The 1,315-nt window shown below is 32.4% G+C and carries 1 protein-coding gene; it reads left to right on the forward strand.

The features are described from left to right. Positions 1-203 precede the first annotated feature (203 nt). Positions 204-1,229: a serine hydrolase domain-containing protein gene (locus BR72_RS17215; protein ID WP_177207002.1), complete on the forward strand. Its 1,026-nt coding sequence runs from the start codon at positions 204-206 to the stop codon at positions 1,227-1,229. Positions 1,230-1,315: the final 86 nt, after the last annotated feature.

Below are 1,315 nucleotides of genomic sequence, written 5' to 3' on the forward strand. Positions count from 1 at the left end.
CTTCTTCAATCAGACCGTAAGGTGGATAAGGAGGGGTTATTCACTCAAAATCCTATCCTGAAAAGCTGGACTTTATTCTCTCCTGGTATTAATGAGTAAAAGGAAATTCGTATTGAAATGGGGAATAATACATTACTATTTATTAATGAGGAAGAAAAGACAAAACGAATGACATTAATTTAATAGAATGAGGGGGAATTATTTTGAGTAATCGAGTTTTAAACCTTACTAAAGCAATTCATAACATAATAGATGAACAATTTTCTGGAGCTATTTACATCAAGGATAACGATGAAATCTTATTTGAATCAGCATTTGGTTATGCGAACAGGGCTGATCAAACATTGAATAATGTTCATACACGTTTTGGAATTGCATCTGGCTGTAAGTTGTTTACAGCTATTGCGATTTGCCAACTCGTTGAAAAAGGTCTACTATCATTTGACACTCGTATTGAAGATTGTTTGAACATAAAATTTCCGTATTTTAACAAAGACATAACAATTCATCACCTTTTGACTCACACTTCTGGAATACCGGACTATTTTGATGAACAAGTAATGGATAACTTTGAAGACCTCTGGAAACAAACACCTATGTATCTTTTGAATGAAGTGAAAGATTTTCTGCCTTTATTTCAAAAGGAGAATATGATGTTCCAACCTGGAGATAAATTCCACTACAATAATGCCGGATTCATTGTTTTAGGTTTAATCGTAGAACAACAATCAGGACTTTCTTTTACCAACTATATTGAATCAAATCTCTTCCGACAATGTGGAATGAATGATTCAGGATATTTTCCTTTAGATCAACTCCCTAAAAACACTGCCTATGGGTACATAGATAATAAAGATGGAACATGGAGAACAAATATCTACTCTATTCCGATAAAAGGTGGAGCTGATGGGGGTGCTTTTACTACATCATCAGATATGATCAAATTTTGGGAAGCTTTGTTTAATCATCAGCTTTTGAGTAAAGAGTGTACAGAAATACTTTTGAATTCACAAATCCATGTTAAAGATGGGGTAGATTATGGATATGGACTTTGGATCACTAAAAGTGAAGAATCTATAATTAAGTATCATGTAATGGGATATGACCCTGGCGTAAGCTTCCATTCTGCTTTTTATCCTAAGTCAGGAATCAAGATAGCGATACTTTCAAATAAAAGTTCAGGATCCTTTGAAATAATGAAGAAGATTGAAGGGATTTTTGAGATATAATCAAACTTTTTTATAAGAAAACGATTCAATTGAATATATTAAAAATGTTTTTGATCAATCTTTTTTCAAAACATGCTTTTTTTTTT

The sequence above is a fragment of the Bacillus sp. UNC322MFChir4.1 genome (assembly GCF_000746135.1).
GTDB lineage: Bacteria > Bacillota > Bacilli > Bacillales > Bacillaceae_G > Bacillus_A.